The sequence below is a fragment of the Nocardia sp. NPDC051750 genome (genome assembly GCF_044453135.1).
Taxonomy (GTDB): Bacteria; Actinomycetota; Actinomycetes; order Mycobacteriales; family Mycobacteriaceae; genus Nocardia.
Map to the genome: position 1 here is coordinate 239031 of NZ_JBITCK010000004.1, position 25123 is coordinate 264153.

25 protein-coding genes are annotated in these 25123 nt (G+C 68.3%); 16 read left to right on the top strand and 9 right to left on the bottom strand.

Annotation, left to right across the window (positions count from 1 at the left end; all coding sequences use genetic code 11):
• Positions 1-43: 43 nt before the first annotated feature.
• Positions 44-412 carry a hypothetical protein gene (locus ACIA75_RS19475; protein ID WP_397105809.1) on the bottom strand — a complete coding sequence of 123 codons (369 nt, stop codon included), beginning with the start codon at positions 410-412 and terminating at the stop codon, positions 44-46.
• Positions 413-649: 237 nt separating this feature from the next.
• Between ACIA75_RS19475 and ACIA75_RS19480 the strand changes: the two genes are divergently transcribed.
• Positions 650-1687: a CobW family GTP-binding protein gene (locus ACIA75_RS19480; protein ID WP_397105811.1), complete on the top strand. Its 1038-nt coding sequence runs from the start codon at positions 650-652 to the stop codon at positions 1685-1687.
• Between the two features lie 49 nt (positions 1688-1736).
• Here the strand turns inward: ACIA75_RS19480 and ACIA75_RS19485 are convergent, their stop codons facing one another.
• From ACIA75_RS19485 to glp, 3 genes are read right to left on the bottom strand one after another with little or no spacing between them, the layout of a single operon-like run.
• Positions 1737-2201, bottom strand: coding sequence for a molybdenum cofactor biosynthesis protein MoaE (locus ACIA75_RS19485; RefSeq protein ID WP_397105813.1), 465 nt, complete (start codon positions 2199-2201; stop codon positions 1737-1739).
• Positions 2194-3459: a bifunctional molybdenum cofactor biosynthesis protein MoaC/MoaB gene (gene moaCB, locus ACIA75_RS19490; RefSeq protein WP_397105815.1), complete on the bottom strand. Its 1266-nt coding sequence runs from the start codon at positions 3457-3459 to the stop codon at positions 2194-2196. The genes ACIA75_RS19485 and moaCB overlap by 8 nt, the downstream gene beginning before the upstream one ends.
• Positions 3456-4679, bottom strand: coding sequence for a gephyrin-like molybdotransferase Glp (glp, locus tag ACIA75_RS19495; protein ID WP_397105818.1), 1224 nt, complete (start codon positions 4677-4679; stop codon positions 3456-3458). Before glp ends, moaCB begins: the two co-directional genes overlap by 4 nt.
• 170 nt (positions 4680-4849) lie before the next feature.
• Here glp and moaA point away from each other — a divergent pair, with 170 nt between their 5' ends.
• From moaA to ACIA75_RS19515, 4 genes are all read left to right on the top strand, one after another.
• The gene (gene moaA, locus ACIA75_RS19500) at positions 4850-5893 is read left to right on the top strand and encodes a GTP 3',8-cyclase MoaA (RefSeq protein WP_397106694.1); all 1044 of its coding nucleotides are present in this window, start codon (positions 4850-4852) and stop codon (positions 5891-5893) included.
• Positions 5886-6128, top strand: coding sequence for a MoaD/ThiS family protein (locus tag ACIA75_RS19505; protein WP_062979278.1), 243 nt, complete (start codon positions 5886-5888; stop codon positions 6126-6128). Before moaA ends, ACIA75_RS19505 begins: the two co-directional genes overlap by 8 nt.
• Before the next feature lie 293 nt (positions 6129-6421).
• A complete protein-coding gene (locus ACIA75_RS19510) occupies positions 6422-7135 on the top strand; it encodes a YciI family protein (protein ID WP_397105821.1) in 714 nt (237 codons plus the stop codon).
• Positions 7136-7276: 141 nt separating this feature from the next.
• Positions 7277-8545: an RNA polymerase sigma factor gene (locus ACIA75_RS19515; protein ID WP_397105823.1), complete on the top strand. Its 1269-nt coding sequence runs from the start codon at positions 7277-7279 to the stop codon at positions 8543-8545.
• Positions 8546-8773: 228 nt separating this feature from the next.
• Here the strand turns inward: ACIA75_RS19515 and nadE are convergent, their stop codons facing one another.
• Together nadE and ACIA75_RS19525 are read right to left on the bottom strand one after the other, a co-directional pair.
• The gene (gene nadE, locus ACIA75_RS19520) at positions 8774-9598 is read right to left on the bottom strand and encodes an ammonia-dependent NAD(+) synthetase (RefSeq protein WP_397105826.1); all 825 of its coding nucleotides are present in this window, start codon (positions 9596-9598) and stop codon (positions 8774-8776) included.
• An 11-nt stretch (positions 9599-9609) separates the two neighbouring features.
• Positions 9610-10338 (bottom strand): TetR/AcrR family transcriptional regulator, encoded by a 729-nt coding sequence (locus tag ACIA75_RS19525; RefSeq protein ID WP_397105829.1) that lies wholly within the window; start codon positions 10336-10338, stop codon positions 9610-9612.
• Positions 10339-10431: 93 nt separating this feature from the next.
• On the opposite strand from ACIA75_RS19525, the gene ACIA75_RS19530 reads away from it, so the two are divergent.
• The 4 genes from ACIA75_RS19530 to nrdE all read left to right on the top strand — a co-directional run bounded on the left by ACIA75_RS19530 (position 10432) and on the right by nrdE (position 14670).
• Entirely contained in the window at positions 10432-11001 is a 570-nt protein-coding gene (locus ACIA75_RS19530) for an NAD(P)H-dependent oxidoreductase (RefSeq protein WP_397105831.1), read from the top strand.
• 716 nt (positions 11002-11717) lie between these two features.
• Positions 11718-11948 (top strand): redoxin NrdH, encoded by a 231-nt coding sequence (locus tag ACIA75_RS19535; protein ID WP_397105833.1) that lies wholly within the window; start codon positions 11718-11720, stop codon positions 11946-11948.
• Between the two features lie 122 nt (positions 11949-12070).
• Entirely contained in the window at positions 12071-12523 is a 453-nt protein-coding gene (gene nrdI / locus ACIA75_RS19540) for a class Ib ribonucleoside-diphosphate reductase assembly flavoprotein NrdI (RefSeq protein ID WP_397105835.1), read from the top strand.
• Positions 12520-14670, top strand: a complete 2151-nt coding sequence (gene nrdE, locus ACIA75_RS19545) for a class 1b ribonucleoside-diphosphate reductase subunit alpha (protein ID WP_397105838.1) — start codon at positions 12520-12522, stop codon at positions 14668-14670. Before nrdI ends, nrdE begins: the two co-directional genes overlap by 4 nt.
• 69 nt (positions 14671-14739) lie before the next feature.
• Here nrdE and ACIA75_RS19550 read toward each other — a convergent pair whose 3' ends face one another.
• On the bottom strand, positions 14740-15222 hold the full coding sequence (locus tag ACIA75_RS19550) for a MarR family winged helix-turn-helix transcriptional regulator (RefSeq protein ID WP_397105840.1): 483 nt from the start codon (positions 15220-15222) through the stop codon (positions 14740-14742).
• 76 nt (positions 15223-15298) lie between these two features.
• On the opposite strand from ACIA75_RS19550, the gene ACIA75_RS19555 reads away from it, so the two are divergent.
• Entirely contained in the window at positions 15299-15808 is a 510-nt protein-coding gene (locus ACIA75_RS19555; protein WP_397105842.1) for a carboxymuconolactone decarboxylase family protein, read from the top strand.
• Positions 15809-16032: 224 nt separating this feature from the next.
• Here ACIA75_RS19555 and ACIA75_RS19560 read toward each other — a convergent pair whose 3' ends face one another.
• A complete protein-coding gene (locus ACIA75_RS19560; protein WP_397105845.1) occupies positions 16033-17025 on the bottom strand; it encodes an LLM class F420-dependent oxidoreductase in 993 nt (330 codons plus the stop codon).
• Positions 17026-17216: 191 nt separating this feature from the next.
• Between ACIA75_RS19560 and ACIA75_RS19565 the strand changes: the two genes are divergently transcribed.
• Both ACIA75_RS19565 and ACIA75_RS19570 read left to right on the top strand, forming a co-directional pair.
• A complete protein-coding gene (locus ACIA75_RS19565) occupies positions 17217-18023 on the top strand; it encodes a MerR family transcriptional regulator (protein ID WP_397105847.1) in 807 nt (268 codons plus the stop codon).
• Positions 18020-18646: a hypothetical protein gene (locus ACIA75_RS19570; protein ID WP_397105849.1), complete on the top strand. Its 627-nt coding sequence runs from the start codon at positions 18020-18022 to the stop codon at positions 18644-18646. The genes ACIA75_RS19565 and ACIA75_RS19570 overlap by 4 nt, the downstream gene beginning before the upstream one ends.
• Here ACIA75_RS19570 and ACIA75_RS19575 read toward each other — a convergent pair.
• Positions 18631-19704 carry a methyltransferase domain-containing protein gene (locus tag ACIA75_RS19575; protein WP_397105851.1) on the bottom strand — a complete coding sequence of 358 codons (1074 nt, stop codon included), beginning with the start codon at positions 19702-19704 and terminating at the stop codon, positions 18631-18633. The genes ACIA75_RS19570 and ACIA75_RS19575 overlap by 16 nt on opposite strands.
• Positions 19705-20025: 321 nt before the next feature.
• Here ACIA75_RS19575 and ACIA75_RS19580 point away from each other — a divergent pair, with 321 nt between their 5' ends.
• From ACIA75_RS19580 to ACIA75_RS19595, 4 genes are all read left to right on the top strand, one after another.
• Entirely contained in the window at positions 20026-20493 is a 468-nt protein-coding gene (locus tag ACIA75_RS19580) for a hypothetical protein (protein ID WP_397105853.1), read from the top strand.
• 292 nt (positions 20494-20785) lie between these two features.
• Entirely contained in the window at positions 20786-22270 is a 1485-nt protein-coding gene (locus ACIA75_RS19585; protein WP_397105855.1) for a serine/threonine-protein kinase, read from the top strand.
• Positions 22257-23498, top strand: coding sequence for a hypothetical protein (locus ACIA75_RS19590; RefSeq protein ID WP_397105857.1), 1242 nt, complete (start codon positions 22257-22259; stop codon positions 23496-23498). Before ACIA75_RS19585 ends, ACIA75_RS19590 begins: the two co-directional genes overlap by 14 nt.
• Before the next feature lie 3 nt (positions 23499-23501).
• The gene (locus ACIA75_RS19595; protein WP_397105859.1) at positions 23502-25061 is read left to right on the top strand and encodes a serine/threonine-protein kinase; all 1560 of its coding nucleotides are present in this window, start codon (positions 23502-23504) and stop codon (positions 25059-25061) included.
• Positions 25062-25123 lie beyond the last annotated feature (62 nt).

Below are 25123 nucleotides of genomic sequence, written 5' to 3' on the forward strand. Positions count from 1 at the left end.
CCGGTTCCCGTCACCCGGGGACCGGGCTCGCCGGGCGCACGGCTCAGAAGCCGGCCGAACCGGTGGGTGCGGGCGGCACCATCCGCCACGGCCCGCAATTGGTGGTTTTGAAACCGGCGTCGGTCGGTTTCACGGTCACCCGGATGGGGCCCAGCTTCGTGTAGTTGTTCTCGATGATGTACTCCATATTCGTGTTGTCGCCCTCGACCAGCCGCAGCCGCCGCCAATCGCAGCTCTTGGCCGGGTCCACCGGACCGGGCGATTCCCACACTCCGGGCCGGATATCCACGCCGACCCGGTAGACGCCGTCGTTCGGTATGAAATCGGCGGGTTGGGCCGCCGCACTACCGCTGCCCAGCACGGTCGCCGCCGACAGCAGGGCTGTGGCGACCAGCAACGTGCCTGCACGCATTCGATACTCCTAGATAATTCTGTTTCTTTTCTTCTGCAGCCGAGATTCCCCGCGATCTCCCCGGCACATTTACCAGAATCGCGATACCTATTTCAGGGAATCGCAATTCTTTACGGCATTCCACCAAGAGGAAAACCGGTGAACGGGATACCGGTACAGTCCGGAAATTTGAAACGTAAACAATTCTGTTGGGCGACCCCGGCCGGGACGCCGTGCGGCACTCAGTAGGGTGGTCGGGTGGCTGAGCGCATACCCGTGGTGATCGTGGCCGGATTCCTGGGCGCCGGGAAGACCACCCTGCTCAACGATCTGCTGCACAACAACCGGGGCACCCGGATCGGCGTGGTGGTCAACGATTTCGGCTCCGTCAACATCGACGCGATGCTGGTTGCCGGGCAGGTCGACGCGATGGTTTCGCTGGGCGGGGGGTGTGTCTGCTGTGCGGTGGATGTCAGCGAACTCGACGATCTCTTCACCCGGCTCACCGATCCGCGTGCCGGGATCGATGTGATTGTGGTGGAGGCCAGCGGATTGGCCGAACCGCGGAACCTGGTGCGGATGGTGGTGGGCAGCGAGAACCCCCGGATCCGCTACGGCGGGCTGCTCCAAGTGGTCGACGCCGCCGAATTCGCGAGCAGCCGCGACCGGCATCCGGAGCTGGCGAGCCACCTGCGGCTCGCGGATCTGGTGGTGGTCAACAAGGTCGACCGGCTCGGTGCGGACGACGTGGAGCGGCTGCGGTCCGAGATCGCGGCGATCGCCGACGGTGCGCCGGTCTACGCCACCACCCGCGGCCGGATCGACCCCGGGCTGCTGTTCGACACCCGCGACCGCGACGCCCCGCGGATCGGTGAGCAGCTGAGCCTGGACGAACTGCTGCTCGACCACGACCATCACGACGGCGACGGGCACCGGCACCTGCACGACGACTACACCAGCGCAGTGTTCAACTCCGGGACGGCGCTGCATCCCCGCCGCCTGATCGACTTTCTGGAGAACCCGCCCCGAGGGTTGTTCCGCGCCAAGGGATTCGCGACATTCGCGGTACCGGGTGCGCAGCGGTATGTGGTGCACCTGGTGGGCCGGGCGATCACCCTGGAACCGGTCCGCCGGGGCCGGGCCGGGGATACCGAGCTGGTGCTGATCGGCACCGGTCTGGACACCGAGGCGGCACTCGACCGGTTACGCGAGACCGTGCACACCGGCCCGGAACCGCTGGACGAACAGGCCCTGCTCGCCGTCTGGCGCTACGTTCCCGAGGAGATCACGGCCTGAGTCCGGTCAGCGAGGGACCGCAGCGCGGACTCATTTGTGGGGGACGAAGTCAACCGCAGGCGTTCACCCATTCGGACAGCCCGTCGGCGAACATCTGCCGCTTCCAGATGGGCACCTCGTGTTTGATCCGGTCGACCAGCGCCGCGCAGGCCGCGAACGCCTCGGCACGATGCGGCGCCGCCACCGCCGTGACGATCGCCAGATCGCCCACCTCCAGATTGCCGATCCGGTGCACGGCCGCGACCGGCAGACCCGTCGATTCCGCGACCGCGGCACAGCATTCGCGCAGGAACCGGGCCGCCTCCGGATGCGCCGAATACTCCAGCGCCGAGACGGCCTGACCATCGTCGTGATCGCGGACGACACCGGTGAACACCACGACCCCGCCGTAACTCGGACCGCGGACCGCGGCGTCCACCACGGCGGGATCCAGTGTCCGGTCGCTGATCTCGGCGAGCCGGACCCCGCCGCCGGTCCCGCCCCGTTCCGGGTGCTGCGCGGATAGTTCAGGCATGAGCGCTCTCGTTTCCCCTCTTGGCATCCGGTGCCCCATGGCTGTTCTCGTGCGCGCCACCGCCCGCCACCTGCGCCAGCAGATGCGACAGCAACGGTTCGAGCACCGCGATACCGTCTTTCACCCCGCCCGGTGAGCCGGGCAGATTCACCACCACCGACCGTCCGGCCAGTCCCGCGATTCCCCGGCTCAGCGCCGCGAGCGGGAACTTCGCGGTACCCCGCTGCCGGATGGCCTCGGCTACCCCGGGCAGTTCCCGATCCAGGAGTGCCGCGGTTGCTTCCGGGGTCCGGTCGGTAGGTGACGCGCCGGTACCGCCGGTGGTCACCACCAGGGCCGGTCGCGTCCGCAGCGCCTCGGTGAGACCTTCGGCGATATCCGCGTCCGCGTAGACCAGGGGGCCGCGCGTGGTGTAGCCGAGGTTGCGCAACCAGGACACCAGCTGCGGTCCGGTGGTGTCGGTGCGCGTCCCCGCGGCCGCCCCGGTCGAGGCCACCACTACCACCGCGGTGCCGTCCGTACCGTCGTCGCGGGTGGGAGGCTCGCTGTCCGGAACGCGCGTGTGAGGGCCCCGTGCCGGGGCGGGCGCGCGGGATTCGTCGCCGGTGGTGTGTGCGTGCGTGTCGCCCGCGGTGGCGTGCGCGTGGGAGTCGCCACCGGACCTGCCTACGTGCGTGTCGCTGCCGGGGGTGCGCGCGTGGGAGTCGCCTACGGGGGTGTGCGCGTGGGACTCGCTGCCGGCGGCGGTCGCCTCGGTGCCGTGCTGTGGCCGGGAGTCCGCGGTCGTGCCGGGGCGGGTCCAGTGTCCCCGTTTACCGCCCTCTTTGGTGAGCAGCCGGACGTCGTTCAGTACTGCCGCCGGATCGACCGCTTTCACCATGTCGTGCAGGGTGAGTCCGGCGACCGCCACGGCCGTCAGGGCTTCCATCTCCACGCCGGTCGGGCCAGTGGTCTTCGCGGAGGCTTCGATCGTGATCGCGGAATCGGTGAAACCGAACTCCACCTTCACCGAGGACAGCGCGAGCTGATGGCACAGCGGAATGAGTTCGGACGTCTTCTTGGCCGCGGAGATACCGGCCAGCCGCGCGGTCGCCAGGACATCGGCCTTGGGCATATCGTCGGCGCGCACCAGCGCCAGCACCTCGGGTGTGGTCCGCAGTTCGCCGCCCGCCACGGCGATCCGGGTGGTGTCGGCCTTGGCGCTGACGTCCACCATCCGGGCCCGCCCCCCGGAATCCACATGCGACAATTCGCTCATAACGTCCACACTCGCACAGTCGCCCCGGCCGGAAGTTCGGTGACCGCCGCCGGGATATCGATCAGGACATCGGCCGCCGCCATACTCGCGACCAGATGCGATCCGGGCCCGGAGACCACCTCCACCGCATGCGGTCGCGAACCCTTCCACACCAGTTTGCCGCGCAGGAACTGACGCCGCCCCTCCGGTGACCGGTGCACCGCACCGAGCAGCGGTAATTCGTATTCGGGTACCGGTCCCAGCCCTGCCAGCCGCCGCAGGATCGGCCGGGCGAGCACCTCGAAGGACACCACCGCGCTCACCGGATTACCCGGGAAACTGAGTACCGGCACACCGTCCACCACGGTCAGCCCCTGCGGCCCGCCCGGTTGCATGGCGATCGAGCCGAAGTCGCCGCCGAGCGGGATCAGCACCTCCCGTACGACCTCGAAATCTCCCTTGGACACGCCCCCGGTGGTGATCACCAGATCGGCCGCCGCCGTCGCGGAGTGCAGCAGCCGGCGGAATTGCGAAAGGTCGTCACCACTGTGTTCCACCCCCACCACGGTGATGCCGTTCGCGGTGAGGGCCGCGGCCAGCGCGATACCGTTCGAGTTGTAGATCTGCCCCGGTCGCAGCGTGCTGCCCGCCGCGACCAATTCGTCGCCGGTACTGATGACCACCGCCCGGACCGGCGCGAACACCGGCAGTCGCGCCAGCCCGGCCGCGGCGCATGCCGCGATATGCCGCGGCGCCAGGGTCGTCCCGGCGGGCACCAGTTCGGTGCCGGTGCGCACATCGCTGCCCGGTTCCCGGACGAACTCACCGGCCGCACGCCCGCGCGTGATCCGCACCGTATCGGCGTCGGCGGTCGTATCCTCCACCGGAATCACGCAGTCCGCGCCGACGGGCACGGGGGCGCCGGTCATCACCTTGCGCGCCGTCCCCGGTGCGAGCCGCTCCAGCCCGGGGTCGCCGGCGGCCACCACCCCGGTCGACGGCAGGACGACCGGCGTGACGGCCACATCCTGCGCCCGCACCGCGTACCCGTCCATCGCCGAGTTACGGAACACCGGCAGATCGATCGGGGCGTGCGTATCCGCGGCCAGCTGCCTGCCGAGCGCCTCGGCCACCGGCACGGTGTCGACCGACCGGGCGGCGAGCGGGCGCAACAACTGTTCGATGGTGTCGCGGTAGTCGTCCGCCGACCGGACCGAGGGACTGGCGGGCCGAGAGATCATCTGCTCAGACTAGTGGCGGCGGCCGGGCGGGCGTCACCGTATCGGCCGCCGTTACCGGGACGGCCGCCACGCCCGCGCGATGGCCGGGCCGGGCATTATGGGTCGATCGCGCGGAGGAAGGGTGCGCGGCGCGAGCCGACGTCCATAATGGAGGCGTGACGCTGGTCGATATGGGCATTCCCACAGTGCGGTCCGGGCGCCCCTCGCTGGACGGGCGCCCGGAAACGCCGCTGCTGGTCGATCGCTTCGGCCGCATCGCGCGTGACCTGCGGGTTTCCATTACCGAGAAATGCTCGCTGCGCTGTACCTACTGCATGCCCGAAGAAGGTCTGCCCGCGATTCCGGCGGAGGAATTGCTCACCGCCGGCGAGATCGTCCGGCTGGTCACCCTCGCGGTGCGTGAGCTGGGAATTCACGAGGTCCGGTTCACCGGCGGCGAACCGCTCATGCGGCGCGATCTGGAGGAGATCGTCGCCGGTTGTCATGCGGCGGTGCCGGAGATCCCGCTGGCCATGACCTCCAACGGGATCGGTTTACAGCATCGTGCGGCCGGATTGGCGGCCGCCGGATTGTCCCGGGTCAATATCTCCCTGGACACCGTGGACCGCGACGGTTTCGCCCGGCTCACCCGCCGCGACCGCCTGGAATCGGTGCTGTCCGGTATCCGGGCCGCGAACGCTGCCGGATTGGCACCGGTGAAGGTGAACGCGGTACTCATGCGCGAAACCCTCGACGGTGCCGCCGACCTGCTGCGCTGGTGCCTCGACGAAGGCTGTGAACTGCGGTTCATCGAGGAGATGCCGCTCGACGCCGACCACGAATGGGCGCGCGCGAACATGGTGACCGCCGCCGAACTGCTCGACGTACTCGGCACCCGCTTCCGGCTCTCCGCCGCCGGTCGCGCGGATCCGTCCGCGCCCGCCGAGACCTGGCTGGTGGACGACGGCCCGGCCACGGTCGGCATCATCGCCTCGGTCACCCGCAAGTTCTGCGATACCTGCGACCGCACCCGGCTCACCGCGGACGGTATGCTCCGATCCTGCCTGTTCAGTGATCAGGAGTTCGACCTCCGCGGCATTCTGCGCGCGGGCGCGGGCGACGAGGAGCTGGCGCAGCTGTGGCGCGGTGCGATGTGGCAGAAATGGGCGGGTCACGGTATCGACGCCGCGGACTTCGTCCCACCGGAACGCACGATGGGAGCAATAGGTGGTTGAGGTCCGCTATTTCGCCGCCATCGCCGACGCGGTCGGCAAGGATGCCGAAACCCTGGACCTGCCGCCCGGCGCCACCGTCGCGGACCTCCGCACCCGCCTCGCCGCGACCTACGGCCCGGACCTGGACAAGATGCTCGCCGTCTGCGCCTACCTGGTGGGCGACGAGCTGACCCGCGACACCACGGTCTCGCTGACCCCGAGGGTGGACGTCCTGCCACCCTTCGCCGGCGGCTGAGCGCACCATCGGCGTTCGTGGCGCCGGGCAGCGTCGATTTGTAGGTCGGTGACGGCGCACACGCCCGGCTCGCGCTCTCGATGTCGTGGTGCCCGGCGGTTCGTTCACCCCGATGCGCCGCGGTTCGCCGAACTCTCCGGCGTGGCGTTCGCCGGGACAACGCGCACCGGTCGCGCGGTCCGGCGGCGGTTTCTCGAACCGAATATCGCCGGCCCTGTCGAAGAAATGCCTCTCCGCTCGTCGCATTGATGAGAGGGGTATCGCACTCCTCCGGTACGCGGAAGGATGATGTTATGCATTACCTGGCATTGCTGACCGGCAACGAAGGCGAAACCGTGCCACAACCGGGCACGGCGGAGTTCGACGCGGAGGTGGAACAGTACGCGGCGTTCGACGCCAGGGTCGCCGAGGTCATCGCCGGCGGGGCCGCGCTGTATCCGTCGGAAGCCGCCGTCACCGTTCGCCGCAACGGCGCGGAAACGCTGGTCACCGACGGGCCGTTCGCCGAGCATGCCGAAGTGGTCGGTGGGTTCTATGTGTTCGAGGTGGCCGATCTGGATGCGGCGATCGACCTGGCTCGGCAGCTGCCGGCCGTAGCGACGGGATCGGTCGAACTGCGGCCGCTGGCCCAGTGGCTGCCCCATGACGAGCCGGGGCCGGACTGGTGGATGGCGCTGCTGTGGGAGCAGGCGGATTCGACGCTGACACCGGGAACACCGGAGTGGGACACCGCCGTCGCCGAGCACGAACGATTCGGTGCCCGAGCCGGGGCGGTGCTGCGCGGCGGCGGCGCCCTGCACCCGCCGACGACCGCGACCACCGTGCGCGGCGCCGACGGTCCACCGCTGCTCACCGACGGCCCGTTCACCGAAACCGCGGAGGTGGTGTGCGGTCTGTACCTGTTCACGGCACCGGATCGCCGCGCCGCAACGGAGATCGCCGCGACGATCCCGATCGCACCCGGGGGCGGCACGGAGCTCCGTCAGGTGGTGGATCTCGCGGCATGAGCGGGTCGGGCCCGGAGGCGGCAGCGGAGCGTCACCACGCAGGGTCCCCGCTCATGCCCGATGGGCACAGCATGAGCGGGTCAGGCCCGGATATCGGAACGGAGCATCACCACGCAGTGCCCATGTACAGGTGGGCACAGCATGAGTGGTGAGCGGCCGGTGGTCGATCTCGACGGTGTATATCGCGCCGAGTTCGGCCGCGCCGTGGCTACTCTCGCGCGGTTCACCGGTGATATCGACCTGGCCGAGGACGCGGTGCAGGAGGCATTCGCGATCGCGTTGCGTACCTGGGACCGCGACGGTGTCCCGGCGAATCCGGGCGCCTGGATCACCACGGCCGCCCGTCGCCGCGCCCTGGACCGGTTGCGCCGGGAGTCCGCGCGGCACGGGAAGGAACACGAGGCCGTGCTGTCGGCGCCGGGGCCTGCGGATATCGAGGTGAGCGAATTGCCCGACGACCGGCTGCGGATGATCTTCACCTGTTGCCATCCGGCGCTGGCCCCCGAATCCCGGGTGGCCCTGACCTTGCGGTTGGTGTGCGGTTTGCGGACCGCGGAGATCGCCCGTGCTTTTCTGCAATCGGAGGCGACGGTGGCGCAGCGGATCAGCCGGGCGAAGGCCAAGATCCGGCAGGCGGGGATACCGTTGCGGGTCCCGCCCGCGCGCCTGTTACCGGAACGGGCGCCGACGGTGCTCGCTGTGGTGTACCTGATGTTCACCGAAGGGTATTTCGCGACCGCCGGGCCCGCCGCGGTGCGCGACGAACTGTGTGACGAGGCGCTGCGCGTCGGGCGTTTGCTGTGTGCCCTGTTACCGGCCGGGGAACGGGCCGTGCGGGCGGAGGCGCACGGGCTGCTGGCCCTCATGCTGCTGACCGACAGCCGGCGCGCACAGCGCCGGACCGGGGACGGCGAACTCGTCCCGTTGGACGAGCAGGACCGCAGCAGGTGGGATCGCCGGGCCATCCGGGCCGGGCTGAACTGTCTGCTGACCGCGGCCGAAGGCGGAGGTCCGTATCTGGCACAGGCCCGGATCGCCGCGGCGCACGCCGTCGCACCGAGTTGGGCAGCCACCGATTGGCGGGCCATTGTCGCGGCCTACGACGAACTGCTCGGCTACACACCGTCACCGGCGGCACGGGTGAATCGAGCGGTCGCCGTGGGCTTTCGCGACGGCCCGGGCGCGGGCCTGCGGGCGCTGGACGAGATCGCGGGAGACAGCCGAGTTGCCGGCGGACAGCCGGTAGCGGCCGCCCGCGCCGATCTGTACCGCCGGGCGGGGCGGTTCACCGAGGCCGCACAGAGCTACCGGACCGCGCTGGCGGCCGCCGGAAACGATGCCGCGCGCCGATATCTGCGGCGCCGGTTGCGCGAGGTCGAGGACCTGGTCGGGGGCAGGATCAGCACCTGAAGCGTGGGCCGGAAGCTGTGCGGGGCGGATAGGGTCGACGATCTGCACCGGAGCCTGAAGCGGAGTTGCCGGCCCCCGGCTTCCCTGCCGCCCGGGCGGGGCCGGGCAGGATATGGGCAAGGGCTGCTTGCGCTTCCGCGGATCCGCCGGGCCGGACGTCGAGCTGGTGCGTGACCTGCTGCGCGCCGTGGCTCGTTGTCCGGGCGGCCGTGTCTGCTGAATCGCCGGTCAGCGCCACCAGTCGTCGAGCGGGGTGACCGGGACCGCTCGCTTGTGCCGGGTGTTGGTGAAGGTCGTCTCGATCCGCTCGGCGACCTCGGCGGTGACCTCTTTGCCTTCGAGGTAGTCGTCGATCTCGCTGTAGCGCAGGCCGAGGGCTTCCTCGTCGGGCAGGGCGGGGCGGTCGTCCTCGAGGTCGGCGGTCGGCACCTTGGACCACAGCCGCGACGGCGCGCCCAGCTCCTGCAGCAGGGCGGCGCCCTGCCGTTTGGTCAGGCCGGTCAGCGGGGTCACGTCGACACCGCCGTCGCCGTATTTGGTGAAGAATCCGGTGACCGCTTCGGCGGCGTGGTCGGTGCCGACCACCAGCAGGTTGTCCTGCCCGGCGATGGCGTACTGGATCACCATCCGCTCGCGGGCCTTGATATTGCCGCGCACGAAATCGCGGAGCTTGCCGACCTTCAGCGCCGAAGCCACCTCGGCCGCCACCGCGTTGGCGCCGGGCCGGACGTTGACCACCACCGATTCATCGGGTGCGATGAAGGTCATGGCGACCCGGGCGTCCGCCTCGTCGGCTTGCACACCGTAGGGCAGGCGCACCGCGACAAAGCGTGCTTCGCCCCCTTCGGCGCGCAGTTCCGCGGCGGCCAGCTGGCAGAGTCTGCCGGTGAGCGCACTGTCCTGACCACCGCTGATGCCCAGGACGAAACCCTTTGCGGGGGTGGCGCGCAGGTAATCCTTCAGGAAATCGACGCGGCGCCGCACCTCGTCCTTGGGTTCGATGCTCGGTTGTACACCCAGTTCGGCGATGATCTGATCACGCAGGTTTCCCATGCCGGATCACTCTACTGCGCGAGTTGTCCGGTGACCCGGCGAACCAGGGCTTCCCAGTTGTCGCCGATCTGTTCGCGCGTGTACCCGAGTGTCCGGATCTGGTGCAGGATCAGTCCGGCGGCGAGCGCGGACAGCAGCGCGTCGGTCAGCAGTCCGCTGTCGCCGGGGGTGTCCGCTTCGCGGAGCAGCATCGCGACATGGGTTCGCAGCACGCGATACGGCTGGCTGCTGTAGTGCCGTTCAGGGGACCCCAGTTCGGCTGCCCGATACAGTTCGCCCTCCACTTCGATATCGAGCAGGCGCGCCCGCCCGAACGCGATGAGCCGGTCCACCGGTGGGGCGCCGGGCCCGAGCGGTGGCGGGCCGAAGATGAAGGCCTCCTGTGCCAGGCTCTCGGAGTGGTCCAGCAGGGCGTACATCAGGCCGGTGCGGTTGCCGAAACGGCGGAATACAGTGCCTTTGCCGACGCCGGCCCGTTTGGCGAGGGCGTCCATGGTGAGTGCGTCCACGCCGTGTTCGCGGACGAGTTCGCGGGCGGCATCGAGCAGTCGCCTACGGTTGCGGGCGGCGTCGGCGCGTTCGGCCGGTTCGGTGATGCCGGGGAGGTGCGGACCGATCTGCCGGCCCGGCCGGAGGGGTACGAGGGGCAGCATGCTGTCTGCCGGTGGCTGCTGGAGCCGGGAGGTTTCGCCGGGGCTCGCGGGATCCGCCGGGCCCGGACGGGTTGTGTCGTAGTTCACGGCGGGGAGCGGGCCTCCGGGGAATGTAGCGGACCGTGGTCCGGTTAACTTGGACAGTGCGATCACCACACAACTAGTACCGCAGGAGTGAACATGAGCCAGACCCGTATCGTCGTTCTCGTCGGCAGCCTTCGTGGCGCCTCGATCAGCCGGCAGCTCGCCGAGGCCGCGGTCTCCACCGCACCCGCGGGTGCCGACGTCTCCATCTACGAGGGTATCGGCGAAATTCCCTTCTACAACGAGGACATCGACGTCGAGGGTTCGGTGCCGGCCTCCGCCGGGGCGCTGCGCGACGCGGTCGGCGCGAGCGACGGCCTGCTGGTGATCACCCCGGAATATAACGGGACCCTGCCCGCCGTACTGAAGAACGCGGTCGATTGGCTCTCGCGGCCGTACGGCGCCGGTGCCATCAGCGGTAAGCCGGTCGCGATTCTGAGCGGGTCCATCAGCCCGAACGCCGGCAAGTGGGCGCACGGGGATTCGGTCAAGAGCGTGGGGATCGCCGGCGGCAAGGTGGTCGACTCGGCGCATCTGCACTTCGCGTCCTGGGGCGATACCTTCGGCGCGACCCACCCGCGCGAGCATGCCGAGACCCAGCGTGAGCTCAGCGAGGCGCTGCAGGCTCTGGTCACCGCAGCGAGCGGCGAACTGGTCGACGCCTGATCGCACGAGCGAGTCGGGCTCGGGACCGGCAGCGCCGCGTAACCACGTAGGGCCCTCGCTCGTGCGTCCATAGGCAGAGCGCTAGCAAATCGTGCGATACGTTCTCCTGCGCTATGGCCTCCGCGGCAGGGTGACGGCCCATTGCCGCCCTGGCTCATGCGCAACAGGTATGTAATAGGATCTGACATCCCCGGCTTCGTGAAGGCCGCCCCGTCATCTACGGGGCGGCCTTCGGCTTTGCTGGGCTCGGGCGTGCTCCGGCCGGGGCTCGAGCGCTTGCTGGGGCTCCGGCGACTGGTGTGACAGACGGTGCTCCTGCGTTTGCTGAAAAGGAACTGGCCCGGGAAATTGTGATCTGGACCACGGTGAATTCGGCGTGTCGCAGTGCTGTCCTGCGGCTTACAGCCGTGAAATCACATGCTTGTGACTCGCAACATGTCGTGTTGTTTCTTTCTGTCGGCCACTAGGTGTAGTGTCATCGGTACCCGAAGGCGGCGGTGCGACAGACCCGCTGGAGTCGGGCGGAACCGGCCCGGACATGGCGTTTCAGGGCTGGTCCTCGGAGTTTGCGCAGGATCATCCGATCGTGCCGGCACCGCGCCCCGCATCCCGGATCAACCGGTTGCGGATCAGCCACGCGGCGGGCACAGAGGCGGCGGTCGGGCACCACGAAGACCGCGAAACACCGCACATTGGCACAGGAGAGAGGGACTCGAATGATCACCGTGTACACCAAGCCCGCTTGCGTCCAGTGCAATGCCACCTACAAGGCTCTCGACAAGGCCGGGGTGGACTACGAGGTCGTCGATATCTCCGAGAACGCCGATGCCCGCGACTACGTGATGGCACTCGGCTACCTGCAGGCCCCCGTCGTCGTCGCCGGTGACGAGCACTGGTCCGGTTTCCGCCCGGACCGCATCAAGGCCCTGGCCACCGTCGCCGCCTGAGCGCGTCAGGCCCGGAGGCGGTAGCGCAGCGTCACCACGCAGGGCTCGCGCTCAGGCGCAACAGACACAACCCGAGCGAGTGTCGCGCCCGATTCGGTTCGGGGAACAGGGGAGGTGAGTGGATGTCCGAAACGCATACGCTGGTCTATTTCTCCAGCGCTTCGGAGAACACACACCGTTTCGTCCGGAAGCTGGACCTGCCGGCCCAGCGGATCCCCCTGCACACCACCGAATCGCTGCGCGTCGACGAACCCTACGTGCTGATCGTCCCCACCTACGGGGGCGGTCGGCACGTCATGGGTTCGGTGCGCTCCGACAAGGAATTCGTACCGCGCCAGGTCGCCAAGTTCCTCAACGATCCGCACAACCGCGCCCTGTTGCGCGGGGTGATCGCCGCCGGGAACACGAACTTCGGCGACACCTTCTGCTTCGCAGGTGATGTGATCTCCCGCAAATGCGGGGTGCCCTACCTGTACCGCTTCGAACTCATGGGAACCGCTGAGGACGTCGCCCGCGTCCGAGAGGGATTGGGATTGTTTTGGCAACAGCAACAACGACAGCACCAGCAGGTATGACGGCCCGGCTGGAGCAGCGCGAAGGCGTAACCGGTGAGGTGCTGGACTATCACGCCCTCAACGCGATGCTGAACCTGTACGGGCCGGACGGCGAGATCCAGTTCGACAAGGACCGCGAAGCCGCCCATCAGTACTTCCTGCAGCACGTCAACCAGAACACCGTCTTCTTCCACAACCTCGACGAGAAACTCGACTACCTCGTCGAGGAGAACTACTACGAGCCCGAGGTGCTCGAGCTGTACAGCCGCGCCTTCGTGAAGAAGCTGTTCCAGCAGGCCTACGCCAAGAAGTTCCGGTTCCCCACCTTCCTCGGCGCGTTCAAGTACTACACCTCCTACACGCTGAAGACCTTCGACGGGAAGCGTTACCTGGAGCGGTTCGAGGACCGGGTGTGCATGGTCGCGCTCACCCTCGCCGCCGGTGACGAGGTACTCGCGGGCAAACTCGTCGAGGAGATCATCGACGGCCGCTTCCAGCCGGCCACCCCGACCTTCCTCAACTCGGGCAAGAAGCAGCGCGGCGAGCCCGTGTCGTGCTTCCTTCTCCGCATCGAGGACAATATGGAGTCCATCGGGCGCTCCATCAACTCCGCACTGCAGCTGTCGAAGCGCGGCGGCGGGGTTGCGTTGCTGCTCAGCAATATTCGGGAGCACGGGGCGCCGATCAAGAAGATCGAGAACCAGTCCTCGGGCGTTATTCCGATCATGAAGCTGCTGGAGGATTCGTTCTCCTACGCCAACCAGCTCGGGGCCCGGCAGGGCGCGGGTGCGGTGTACCTGCACGCCCACCATCCCGATATCTACCGCTTCCTGGATACCAAGCGGGAGAACGCGGACGAGAAGATCCGGATCAAAACCCTCTCGCTGGGTGTGGTGATCCCCGACATCACGTTCGAACTGGCCAAGAACAACGAGGACATGTATCTGTTCTCGCCCTACGATGTGGAACGCATCTACGGGAAGCCGTTCGCCGATATCGATGTCACCGAGAAGTACTACGAGATGGTCGACGACAAGCGGATCCGCAAGTCGAAGATCAAGGCGCGCGAGTTCTTCCAGACCATCGCCGAGCTGCAGTTCGAATCCGGCTACCCCTACATCATGTTCGAGGACACGGTGAACCGGGCCAACCCGATCGCCGGCAAGATCACGCACTCGAACCTGTGCTCGGAGATCCTGCAGGTCTCCACCCCCTCGGTCTACAACGATGATCTGACCTACGCCGAGGTGGGCAAGGACATCTCGTGCAACCTGGGGTCGCTGAACATCGCGAAGACCATGGACTCCCCGGATTTCGCCCGCACCATCGAGGTCGCGATCCGCGGGCTGACCGCCGTGTCCGATCAGACCCATATCCATTCGGTGCCCTCGATCGAACAGGGCAACAACTCCTCGCATGCCATCGGCCTGGGGCAGATGAATCTGCACGGCTTCCTGGCGCGGGAACGGATCCACTACGGGTCCGACGAGGGCCTGGATTTCACCAATATCTACTTCTACACGGTGGTCTACCACGCGCTGCGCGCCTCGAATCTGATTGCGCGGGAACGGGGTACCTCGTTCGGTGGGTTCCCGGAGTCGAAGTACGCCAGCGGTGAATACTTCGACAAGTACACCGATCAGGTGTGGGAACCGCAGACCGAGCGGGTGGCGACGTTGTTCGCCGACGCCGGCATCCGGATTCCGACCCAGGACGATTGGCGGCAGCTGAAGGCCGCGGTCATGGAACACGGCCTCTACAACCAGAACCTCCAGGCCGTCCCGCCGACCGGTTCGATCTCCTATATCAACCACTCCACCAGTTCCATCCACCCGGTGGCGTCGAAGATCGAGATCCGCAAGGAAGGCAAGATCGGCCGCGTCTACTATCCGGCCCCGTACATGACCAACGACAACCTGGACTACTACCAGGACGCGTACGAAATCGGCTACGAGAAGATCATCGACACCTACGCCGCCGCCACCCAGCACGTGGACCAGGGCCTGTCGCTGACTCTCTTCTTCAAGGACACCGCCACCACCCGTGATCTCAACCGCGCCCAGATCTACGCCTGGCGCAAGGGCATCAAAACCCTCTACTACATCCGCCTCCGGCAGATGGCGCTCGAGGGCACCGAGGTCGAGGGCTGCGTGAGCTGCATGCTCTGATCGGTCCGCCAGAACAGGCAGTGGCGCGCAACGGCTTCCGAGCTGTTGCGCGCCACTGCTGTCAGCGGCTCAATCGCCCAGCCACTGCGTTGCATCGAGCCGGAACGCGTTGGGGGCGGCCACGGCGCGCAGACCGTCTTCCATCGCGCGTAACTGTTGCTCGCCCAGTGTCTCTGCCCACTGCTCACGCAATCGGTCGAAGATCGCGGCCGAGCGGGCGAGCATGTCGTATCCGTGCGCGGTGAGGCGAACGAGCCGGCGGCGCGCGTCGGCGGGGTCGGCGGCGCGTTCCGCGTAGCCGAGTGCGATGAGGCGGTCGACGGTTTTGCCCGCGGCCTGTTTGGAGATGCCGAGCCGGCGGCCGATATCGCTGGCTGTCGCTCCGTCGGATCCGATCGCCTGCATGGCGAAGCCGTGGGCGGGTCGCGCCTGGGGGTGGCCCCGGCGTGTGAGTTCGGCGTGTAGTTCGTCGATGAGGGTGCGGAAGCCCGCCAGGAGCAGCAGTGGGAGTTCGTAGCCTGCCACGGGGCGGTCCATGTCTTCCTTGGTCATCGCACCGCCTTGGCATTATGGACAACCTGGTTTACCATCATCTCGTCAACCATGTTGTCTATAGTAGGAGGCCGGGATGTTCGCCCCGCATACACTCGAAACCGCCCCGGAGGGATCGCGCGCAACGATGGCGGCCATGGCCGACGCCGGGGGTGGGGTGGTGCCCGATGCTGTCGCCCAGTTGGCCGCCTCACCGGAACTGCTGACCGGATTCCTGGATATGACCGCGCGATTCGACCAGTGCACGCTGGAACCGATCGCGCGGGAAGTGGTCATCATGACAGTGGCGGTCCACAACGACTGCCATATCTGCATCGCCATGCACGCCGGGAAGCTGCGCAAACTCGGCGCTGCGCCGCAACTGGCCGCGGCCCTGCGCGAGAAACGCGCACTCGACGACGAGCGCCTCGAGGCGATCCGGGCATTCACTCTCGAGGTCATGGCCACCGCCGGGGCCGTGGATGCTCAGGCGCTCGAGGCTTTCTCGGCGCACGGATACACGGAGCGCAACGCGCTCGAGGTCGTCCTGGGCGTCGGCACCTACACGATCTCGACGTTCGCCAACCGGCTGGTCAGGGCTGTGTAATCCGGCGCGTCCGACGTAGGCAACGCGGGAGGCAGCTACCGAGTTGCTGCTCCGCCGGCAGGTGAAATCCGCAGCGCGGCCGTTCATCGAAATGATCTTCAGGCAGTTCTCACCCCGCCGACAGTGTTCCTGCGTACCCATGCGGCACATGAACTGGCGCCGCCCGAGGCCAGGGTACGGCGGCCGCACGCCCGGCCGCGGCCCCTCTGTGCCCGGATCGCCGATCAGGTCAGCGCCGGAATGACCTCGCGTTCCAGGAGTTCGATACCGCTGGTGTCGTAGGCTGCCTCCGGGAAGTTGAAGATGGCGTACCCCAGGCCGCGATCGCGGACGGCGGACAGTTTCTCCACGATCTGTTCCGGGGTTCCGACAGCAGCACCGCCATTGGTGAGGTTGTCGATGTAGGCGCGGGCCTTCTCCTCGCCCAGGACCGGGGCCAGCCGTGCCGCGTTCTCGGACTTGCGCTGTTCGACTTCGGCCTCGGTGGCGCCGATGACGACATTGAAGTTGGCGCTGCGCACGATGGCGTCGAAATCGGTGCCGACATCGGCGCAGTGGTCGCGCAGGATCTCCGATTTACGGGTGAACTCCTCGGGGTTGCCGGCGAAGTTCGTGTAGTTGGCGTATTTCGCGGCGATCCGCAGGGTTTTCTTCTCGCCGCCCCCCGCGATCCACAGCGGGATACCGCCCTCCTGCACCGGTAGCGGGCGCACGATTGCCCCGTCGACCTGGTAGTACTTGCCGTCCAGGGTCGCGCTGCCCGAACTCCACGCCTGCCGGAAGATCTGCACGCCCTCGTCGAGCCGGCCCAGCCGCTCACCGGCGGTGGGGAAGCCGTATCCGTAGGCCCGCCACTCGTGCTCGTACCAGCCGCCGCCGATACCCATCTCGGTTCGGCCGCCCGAGATCAGGTCTACGGTCGCCGCGACCTTCGCCAGGTAGGCCGGGTTGCGGTAGCTCATCGCCGTACACATCTGCCCCAGACGCACCCGCGACGTGGTGGCCGCGAACGCCGACATCAGGCTCCACGCCTCGTGTGTGGCTTCCTCGCTGGGCTCCGGGACGGTGTGGAAGTGGTCGTACACCCACAGCGACTCCCACACCGGGTTCGCGTCGGCCCGGGCCGCGAGCCCCCGCATCACCTCCCACTGCGCGGCGGGTTCGATACCCACCAGATCCAGCCGCCAGCCCTGGGGGATGAAGATTCCGAAGCGCACAGCACTCTCCTCAGTTGTCGGGCCCGCGGGCCACACGAGACATACCTCGTTCTCCACTCTGTCGGCCGAGCGCCCTCCGGGCAACGATTCGGCGCCCGGCGCGCGTAATCGATACCGCGGCGTCCGGCAGCCGAGCGTGGGCCGCGCCTGCTCTTGACTACGACCCAGCGTCACACCTCACGCTTGACGGCATGAGGATCAGCGAAATAGCCGCGGCCGCCGGAACGACCCCGCGCGCCGTCCGCCACTACCACCGATTGGGCCTGCTCCCGGAACCCGGCCGCCCGGACAACGGTTACCGCGACTACGGCATGGCCGAACTGACACGGCTGATGCGTATCCGCTGGCTGGCCGGCAACGGTCTGCCGCTCGGTGCGGTGGCCACCGTGTTCGCGAACGAACACGGTGGCTCGGACACCGAGGACCTGCGGGCCGATCTCACGGCGCTGCACGACGAGATCACCCAGCGCATCACCCAGCTCACCCGCAAACAGGAGGGTGTGGCCCGGATGCTGAGCGCGGTCGCCGCCGGCCGCCGCCTCACCGCGCTCCCGGACGAGGTCGCCGACGCCTTCGACCGGGCCCGCGAGCAGGCCGACGAACCGGAACGCGCCGCGCTCGACCAGGAACGCGACATTCTGGAGGTTTTCGCGCTCTCCGGTGACACACCCGCCGAAATGTTCACGTGGTTCACCCACGCCCTCGCCGACCCGGCCGCCCGCACCGGTTACCGCCGGTTGCTGCGCGGCTGGGAGAGGTTGCACGGCCGCCCGGTGGCGCAGTCCGCCGAACTGATCGAGGAGATGGCCCAGGAAATCGCCGGACAGTTACGGCGGCTCGGATTCGACAGCGTGATCGCGGCGACGGCGAATATTCCGGAAAGTGCATCGGCGCTGACGGAGGACACCCTCGTACCCGACCCGGCGCAACGCCAGGCGGTACGCCGCGCGATGGAATTGCTGAACATCGCCCCGGACACCGGCGGGGGAGCGTCGTGACCGGGTTCCCGCGGCTCCTCCGCAACCAGGCCCGCCTGTATCGGGGCCTCTGGCTGTGGCTACGCCGTACCACCGACCGCGGCAGCCGCGAGCGGCAGCCGCTCACCGCCACCCGCGGTGTCCTCGCCCTGCCGATGGCCTTCCTCGCGGCGACACTGATCGAAGTGGTGGTGCTGCACCTGGTGATCCCGTGGGCGTGGCTCGGCATCACGCTGGCCGTACTGTCCCTGTGGTCACTCGTGGTGCTGTTCGCCGTGGCCGTCGCCGATATCGCCTATCCGCACTATGCGACCGGGCAGGAACTGGTGCTGCGCCGGTCCGGCCGGGTGGTCGCGCGAGTGCCCCTCGACCGGATCGCGGCAGTAGCCGACTGCCGCCGCTACAACCACACCGCGACCGCGTTCGAGAACGGCCGGTTGTTCCTCGCGGGCCCGGACGGCACCACTGCCGACCTGACCCTGCGCGTCCCCGTCACCGTGCGCATCGACTCCCTGCTGCCCAGTGCTCGCATCGCTGCCGACGCGACCCGGATCAGCCTCGCACTCGACGACCCCACCGCGCTGCGCAGCGTGCTGAACGCAGCACGCACCGCCCCGGCCACGGATAGTCAGCCGAGCCGGTAGAAACGCCAGAAACCGAAGTCCTCGATCGGCAGGACATCGAATCTCGTGAAACCGGCTTCGAGCGCGTACGCCCGCAAGGTCGCCGGCCGCATCACCGTGCCGGTTCCCGCGCTCGGTGGGCTCGACATCCCGTCGGGCAGGCAGACGAACAGGCTGAAGCCGTACATGAGCCGTTCCAGATCGTCCCCGCCGGGCGCGAAATCCGGTGCGACCGCCTCGTCCATCACCACCACGATCCCGCCGGGCCGCAGTGCCCGGCGCACGGACGCGAGTACCTCGACCGGCCGGGGCATATCGTGCACGCATTCGAACGCGAACGCGATATCGAACCCGCTTGCCGGAAGCTGAGCGGCATCGGTGACCGCGAAATCCGTCCGATCCGCGACCCCTGCCGCGGCGGCATTGGCGACGGCCATCCGAACGGAAGGCGCATCGATATCCACGCCCTGGATCCGGGCTGCCGGATAAGCACGTGCCAATGCGATGGCCGACCAGCCCGCACCGCAGCCGACGTCGAGGATCCGAGCACCGTCGGCACGCAGGACGTTCGCCACCTCGGGGACCCCGTTCAACGCGTCGGCGAGTCGATGCTCGTACCAGGGCCGGTTACCGTCGGCCTGCGCCTCCCGCGCGTCGTCACCGAGATCGTCCCAGCTGACCCCGCCGCCGGTGCGGTAGGCGTCGAGCAGTTTCGGCAGCACCGGCCCGGTAGCGCCGAACAACCGGCTGAACGGTGCCAGGTAGTCGAGGCTGTTCTCATCGGTGAGCACCTCCGCGGTCCCCGCCGGGATGGCGAACATCCGCTCGTCGGCCGAGCCGTCCCGGTGCACAGTCAGCAACCCCGTCACCGCCTGCTGTTCCAGCCACTCCCTGGTGTACCGCGGATGGGTCGCGGTACGGTCGGCCAGTTGTCCGGCTGTCGCCGGGCCGTCGTCGGCGAGGCTTCGGTACCAGCCGAGCCGGTCGCCGACGAAGATCGCCAGCATATCGACGGCGCCGAGGACCGCATGGAAAACCCGGTCGGCCACTGCCGTCGCGGAACCCCTGTCGGTGTCCATGCCGCTACTATCCTCCGTCACCGGCATCCTGTCAGCTAACGGATGGCGGTGAGCCTGTGGTCGCCGGAGCTGCCCGTCGGTTGCGTGCGGGGCTGTGGCGGAACCGCGTGGTGTCCTGGGCCGGCCGGTCCGGGTACGGTGCCGAGCCCTCGACCACCTGGATATCCGCCGGCGCGCAGATGTCGGCGTCGGCGGGCACGACCGCCGAGAGGGCGTTCGTCCCACTGCACACGAAAAGAACTGGCCGGTCCTGGTTCTGTGGCTCACACTGAATACGAAATGAATAGAGATAGACCGAGACTCGGAATAGATTTCGGCCGAGTGATTCAGGGGGCGGCGCTGCCCGACGGCGGCGCGGATACGACGTTTCTGTCGGGTGGTGAGGCGGCAGCGATGCGAACACCGCCCAGCGACAAGGCTTTCGACGTGCTGGCACGGTTGGTGAAATGCTTCGCGGGGGAGGCGTGGGTGATTTCCAAATGTGGGCCGCGGGTGCAGCAGCGCACGGTGCGGTGGCTCGACCACCACGACTTCTACCGGCACACCGGCGTGCCCCGCGGGAATGTGCGGTTCTGCCGCAAACGTGCCGATAAGGCGGCGCACTGTGCCGACCTCGGTATCACCCATATGATCGACGACCGGATCGAGGTGCACGAGGCGCTCCGCGGCCTGGTACCTCACCTTTTCGTCTTCGGGGTACATACCGGGCCGATACCGTCCTGGGCCCACCACACGCGCACCTGGCCGGAAGCCGAGGTCGCGGTGCGGGCGACTCTCCGTCCCGGATAGTTCACCGATGCGGGCCGAACCGTTGCGTGATGTGCGGCGCCGATTGCGGAATCCGCCTCGCATCGGTCCGTCGATACGGCCGTGAGCGGGTATCCGAGCCGATCGTGGGCAGGCGGTTCGGTCGTATGCGGTGCATCCGAACCAACCGATAGGGCCCCGTTTTTCGAGGCCTTGTTCGACAGGAGCCGCCGCTGGTGCGCTGTTATAGTTCAGAATCAGCCGGCCGCCGGTGTCGTACCCGGGAGGAGTTCGACGGCGGGCCGGAGACAGTTGAGCGGGAGGGAAAACCCTGTTGAGCGTCGCCGAAGGTTCGACCTTCGCCGGCTATCGGATCCAGCGCCGCCTCGGTAGCGGGGGTATGGGCACAGTCTATGCGGCAACCCATCCGCGGTTGCCCCGCACGGACGCGCTGAAGGTTCTCTCCGATACCCGTGCCGGCGATCCCGAGTTCCGCGCGAGATTTCTGCGGGAGGCCGAACTGGCCGCGCGGGTGCAACATCCGAATCTCGTGGCGGTGCGTGACCGTGGTGAATCCGAAGGCCGGCTGTGGATCGCCATGCAGTACGTGGAGGGCGTGGATCTGCGGGAGCTGATCCGGCGCGGGCCCCACGTGCTCGATCCCGCCCGCGCCGTCGGGATCATCACTCAGGTCGCGCAGGGACTGGACGAACTGCATCGGGCGGGCCTGCTGCATCGCGATGTGAAACCGGCCAATATCCTCGTCGCCGAACAGGCCGACGGTATCGACCGGGTCCTGGTCACCGATTTCGGGATCGCGCGCACCGCAGACGACGCCGAAACCATTTCGGGATCGGGTGGTTTCGCCGCGACCCTCGCATATGCCGCCCCGGAACAGCTCACGGGCGATCCGGTGGACCGGCGCGCGGATATCTATGCCCTCGGCTGCACCCTGCACCAGATGCTCACCGGCAGTGTGCCGTTTCCCCGGCACAGTCCGGGTTCGGTGCTCTACGCACATCTGCACGAGCCGCCGCCCCGGCCCTCGCGGGTGAACCCCCGGGTGTCGCGGGCCTTCGATCTGGTGATCGCGAAGGCCATGGCGAAACGACCGGAGCACCGCTATCCGAGTTGTGCTGCACTGGCGGCGGCCGCGGCGACCGCGCTGGCGGCGCCGGTCACCGCACCGGCCGGGACGAGCGTCCGGCCGCGGCGGGGCCGCTTGCCGATCGCGCTGGCCGGACTGCTGGTTTTCGCGGTGACTGCGGCGTTCCTGTGGTCGTGGACGAGCGACCCGGCGGTTTCCCGGGCGGTCGAACCGGTGGCCGCGAGTACGGACCCGGCACACTGGGGCGGCTACGCCTATATCCCGCAGACCTTTCCGGAGTTGCTGCCGCCCTGGCCGTACGGGGCGGGCTATCAGGATCTGTCGAACTGCACCCCGCAGAGCGAGAAGTACGAAAGCCTCCCGCTGGACGGGTCCGTCGCGGTGGCCCGGCTGTTGTGCACAGGTGATCGCGATCCGGTCGAATCCGTCGAGGTCGTCTGTAATGCCGACCGTTCCCCGATCGGCCTCGCCCGTCCGCCCCGCCGCCCGGAGGGTGACGAGCACTGGACGCGAGCCGGTGGAACCGGTCATGTGTTCTGGGGGAGCACGTTTTTCGCCCCGGACGGGTCCGATACCGGTGGCCGCTGGTGGGGTGTGCTGGAGGTCTACTTCGACGATCCCGGCCGTAACTTCTGCCGGGTGGAGGTTATCGGTGAAGGTCCCAGCGGGTCGGCACTGCTGGAGAGGTGGTGGCCCGATGCGCCGCTGTAATCGGGCGGGCGGCACGGGTATCGCCGCGATGCTGCTGGTCACCGCGCTGCTGTCCGGATGTGCGGGCCGCCCGGCCGACACGATCGATCTCGCCGCACTGGACACCGGTGACTACGGTGTGGAACCGCTGGAGGTACCGGACAGCGGCGATCTCCGCCGCGGCCGCATCCTGGAATCGGTCCGGATGACCGAAGCGCTCATCGACCCGGTCGAGGTGGATCCGGTGTTACGCAGCTCGGCCGATGCGGTGGGGCTCCTGCCGCTACCGACGCCTGCCAAGGTCGCGTCGATCGTGCTCGCCGAACAGGTCGGTGATGTGCTCGAACGCCACGGGATGCTGGCCGGTGCCGCGGTGACCGGAGCCGATATCGAACCCGGCACGGATCGGCCCGCGGTGGGCACGGCGCGGGTCCTGCTGGTACTCGTCCTGCGCTTTCCGGATACCGCTGCCGCGCAGCGGGCGGCGCGGGAGATCGATGCGGCGGATGCCGCAATGAACCGGGACAATGTTCCGATCGCAATTCCGGATCACCCGGCGGCGCACGGGCATTGGCGGCCCGGTGTCCCCACGCTGGCGGCGTCGATCGCCCACGAATCCTATGTGGTCAATGTCCTGGCCGGGGATACGGCACCGGATTCGGCGGTGCTGGGTGATCTCGTCGCACGGGCCATGGACACCCAGATTCGCCGGCTGCGCGAGTTCGTGCCGACACCGCCCGACCGGATAGCGGACCTGCCGCTCGACCCGGACGGTCTGGTCCGCCGGATGATCCCGCAGGCGCCGCGACGCTGGGAGTATCCCGCGGTCACCGCGATGTCCAGTCAGCGCACCGCCGGCTGGGAAGCCACCGCGCAGGTGTCCGGGGTGTCTTTCGGCCCACGAGCGACCTATCTGCGGGGAAACCGGAAACAGCCCCTCATTGCGGAGGCGAGCGCGGTGAGCGGATTCAATCAGCTCCGCCGCTATGCCGATCCGGCGGCGGCACGGACGGCGTTCGACGGGCAGGTCCGCTTCAATCTCGACGGCGGACTGCTTCCGGTCGAAGGGCCGGTGGGCGTTCCCGACGTGCGCTGTCTGGAGAATCCGGACCTGGATCTGCTTTCGCTCACCCGGTTCGTCTGCCATGTGCACTACGGCCGCGACCTCGTCACACTGTTCGCCCGCGAGGTCGGTAGTGCCCGGCAGCGGGCGGCGGCGCAATACGGTCTGCTGGTGAACGGTGGGTAGGCGATGACCGGAACATGGGACCCCGGAACGGTGATCGGGGGATACCGGATCGAGCGGGTGCTCGGCGGCGGGGGGATGGGCACCGTGTACTCGGTCGCCCACCCCCGGCTGCCGCGCCGGGACGCGCTGAAGGTACTGGCCCGGGAACACGGCGCCGATCCGGAATTCCGGGCGCGGTTCCTGCGGGAGGCCGAACTGCTGGCCCGGCTGGACCACCCGAATATCGTCGCCGTCCGCGATCGCGGTGCGGAGGGCGAGTTCCTGTGGCTGGCCATGCAATTCGTGGACGGTATCGATGCCGCCGAGCTGCTGCGCCGCCATCCCGGAGGGCTCGCGCCGGCGGTGGTGGGGCATATCGCCGAGGAGGTCGCCCAGGGTCTGGACGAGGCTCATCGGGCCGGTCTGCTGCACCGCGATGTGAAGCCCGCCAACATCCTGCTCGAACCACGGCCCGGCGCCCCGGATCGTGTGTATGTGACCGATTTCGGTATCGCGCGACCGGCCGAGGGCACCTCGCTGACCGAGACGGGCATGGTCCTGGCGACGCTCGCCTATGCCGCGCCGGAGCAGATCAGGGGCGTGGCGGTGGATGTCCGCGCCGATGTGTATTCCCTCGGCTGCACCCTGTACGAACTGCTGGCCGGTACCAAACCCTTTCCGCACGAGGATGCCGTCGCGGTGATGCGCGCGCACCTGGAGGAGCCGCCGCCCCGGCTGTCGCTGGCCGATCCGCGCCTGCCGGCTGCCGTCGACGAAGTGTTCGCGACCGCGCTGGCCAAGGACCCGGCGCACCGCTATCCGTCGTGCGGTGCGCTGGCCCGAGCCCTGGCGGAGGCGTTCGCCCCCGGTACGCCCGGGACCCCGTCGTCCGCTCCGCACGATCCGCCGCCCGCTCCACCGGACCGGCCGTTCGTTCCGCGACCGCTGCCGGACCTCACCCCGCCCCCGCCCGCCCGGCGCACCGGTGTGTTCGTGGCCGGCGCCGCGGTGGCGCTGGTTCTGGTGATCGTGGCGGCGGTCGCGGTGTTGCGCGGCGGCGATACACCAGGGTCCGAGAGCGATTCCTCCGGTGGCGCCACTCCGACCGTGGCCGGGCCGGGTCCGGCGACCTGGGGTCAGTACGATCCCTTCCTCGCCGAGTTCCGCGAGCTGCTGCCACCGGCACCGATCTCCGGCGGGTACCAGGGGATACGTTGTGCACCGGTGAATCGGGAGCTGGAACCGATCGAGGTGTCGGCGCCACTCGATTCCCTGATTCAGCTGGACTGTTACGGCAACGGGGACCCGGTCGGCTCGCTGATGCTGGTGTGCAATGGGAACCGCACTCCCATTGTCGTTCGCGCCTTCCCCGATATGGTGAATATCCGGGAGGAAGCATGGGAACGGCCGTCGGGACGTGGCCGGGTGCTCTGGGGCGACAGCCGGCGCGGGAACGGTTCTCCGACCGGGACGCTGCGGGTCCAGTTCGACGATCCCGACCGGAACTTCTGCAGCCTGATGGTGATCGGCGGGGCATCGGGACAAGAGCTCGCGGATCGGTGGTGGCGTGATGCACCGGTGTGATCGAGGGGCGTCGTGCTGATGCGATACCTCTGCCTGCGCTGCGGCCTCCGCCGACCGCAGGC

What these genes read in the sequence shown, in the direction of transcription:
- glp (WP_397105818.1), bottom strand. Translation starts at nt 4,679, where the DNA reads ATGATCTCTCGGCCCGCCAGTCCCTCGGTCCGGTCGGCGGACGACTAC.
- nrdE (WP_397105838.1), top strand. Translation starts at nt 12,520, where the DNA reads ATGACGGCCCGGCTGGAGCAGCGCGAAGGCGTAACCGGTGAGGTGCTG.
- ACIA75_RS19475 (WP_397105809.1), bottom strand. Translation starts at nt 412, where the DNA reads ATGCGTGCAGGCACGTTGCTGGTCGCCACAGCCCTGCTGTCGGCGGCG.
- ACIA75_RS19510 (WP_397105821.1), top strand. Translation starts at nt 6,422, where the DNA reads ATGCATTACCTGGCATTGCTGACCGGCAACGAAGGCGAAACCGTGCCA.
- nrdI (WP_397105835.1), top strand. Translation starts at nt 12,071, where the DNA reads ATGTCCGAAACGCATACGCTGGTCTATTTCTCCAGCGCTTCGGAGAAC.
- ACIA75_RS19535 (WP_397105833.1), top strand. Translation starts at nt 11,718, where the DNA reads ATGATCACCGTGTACACCAAGCCCGCTTGCGTCCAGTGCAATGCCACC.
- moaA (WP_397106694.1), top strand. Translation starts at nt 4,850, where the DNA reads ATGGGCATTCCCACAGTGCGGTCCGGGCGCCCCTCGCTGGACGGGCGC.
- moaCB (WP_397105815.1), bottom strand. Translation starts at nt 3,459, where the DNA reads ATGAGCGAATTGTCGCATGTGGATTCCGGGGGGCGGGCCCGGATGGTG.
- ACIA75_RS19575 (WP_397105851.1), bottom strand. Translation starts at nt 19,704, where the DNA reads ATGGACACCGACAGGGGTTCCGCGACGGCAGTGGCCGACCGGGTTTTC.
- ACIA75_RS19530 (WP_397105831.1), top strand. Translation starts at nt 10,432, where the DNA reads ATGAGCCAGACCCGTATCGTCGTTCTCGTCGGCAGCCTTCGTGGCGCC.
- ACIA75_RS19485 (WP_397105813.1), bottom strand. Translation starts at nt 2,201, where the DNA reads ATGCCTGAACTATCCGCGCAGCACCCGGAACGGGGCGGGACCGGCGGC.
- ACIA75_RS19550 (WP_397105840.1), bottom strand. Translation starts at nt 15,222, where the DNA reads ATGACCAAGGAAGACATGGACCGCCCCGTGGCAGGCTACGAACTCCCA.
- ACIA75_RS19565 (WP_397105847.1), top strand. Translation starts at nt 17,217, where the DNA reads ATGAGGATCAGCGAAATAGCCGCGGCCGCCGGAACGACCCCGCGCGCC.
- nadE (WP_397105826.1), bottom strand. Translation starts at nt 9,598, where the DNA reads ATGGGAAACCTGCGTGATCAGATCATCGCCGAACTGGGTGTACAACCG.
- ACIA75_RS19590 (WP_397105857.1), top strand. Translation starts at nt 22,257, where the DNA reads ATGCGCCGCTGTAATCGGGCGGGCGGCACGGGTATCGCCGCGATGCTG.
- ACIA75_RS19595 (WP_397105859.1), top strand. Translation starts at nt 23,502, where the DNA reads ATGACCGGAACATGGGACCCCGGAACGGTGATCGGGGGATACCGGATC.
- ACIA75_RS19515 (WP_397105823.1), top strand. Translation starts at nt 7,277, where the DNA reads ATGAGTGGTGAGCGGCCGGTGGTCGATCTCGACGGTGTATATCGCGCC.
- ACIA75_RS19555 (WP_397105842.1), top strand. Translation starts at nt 15,299, where the DNA reads ATGTTCGCCCCGCATACACTCGAAACCGCCCCGGAGGGATCGCGCGCA.